Source organism: Flavobacterium psychroterrae (assembly GCF_018380615.1).
In the GTDB taxonomy this organism is placed as follows: domain Bacteria; phylum Bacteroidota; class Bacteroidia; order Flavobacteriales; family Flavobacteriaceae; genus Flavobacterium; species Flavobacterium psychroterrae.
In genome coordinates, this window is sequence record NZ_JAGYVZ010000083.1 from 1 (window position 1) to 609 (window position 609).

The following is a 609-nucleotide window of genomic DNA, read 5'->3' on the forward strand; positions in this document are numbered from 1 at the left end:
TTATTAGATTAAAAAAGTATAAATCATATAAAGGGGAACAAGGAAAAATAGCGCCTAATATATTAAAGCGCAATTTTAAAGCAGCAATGCCAAATGAAAAATGGGCCACAGATGTTACAGAGTTTAACGTATCAGGAAGTAAATTATATCTTTCTCCAATAATTGATTTGTTTAATGGGGAAATTATAAGTTATGAATTATCTGAAAGGGCAAATTTTAATCAAATCGTATCAATGCTTAATAAATCTTTCGAGAAAATACCAGGCTCGGTTAATCTAATATTGCACTCAGATCAAGGATGGCAGTATCAAATGAAACAATATCAAAATTTATTAAAACAAAAAGGGATTAAGCAAAGTATGTCCAGAAGAGGAAATTGCTTAGACAATGCAATAATTGAAAACTTCTTCGGAATATTAAAAACTGAATTGTTTTATCTTAAAAAATATAGTTCGACTAATCAACTAAAACAGGAAATTATCGAATATATAGACTATTATAATAATGATCGAATAAAACTTAATCTAAAAGGAATGAGCCCGATACAATATCGAGCTCATTATTATCAAATTTAATTATAAATTCGTCTAAACTTTTGGGTGCAGTCCA

General features: G+C 28.2%; 1 protein-coding gene. It reads left to right on the plus strand.

Translation table 11 applies throughout. The features are described from left to right. Positions 1-575, plus strand: a 575-nt coding sequence (locus KHA90_RS25145; protein WP_213308288.1) for an IS3 family transposase, incomplete at its 5' end; no start/stop codon positions are given. Positions 576-609 lie beyond the last annotated feature (34 nt).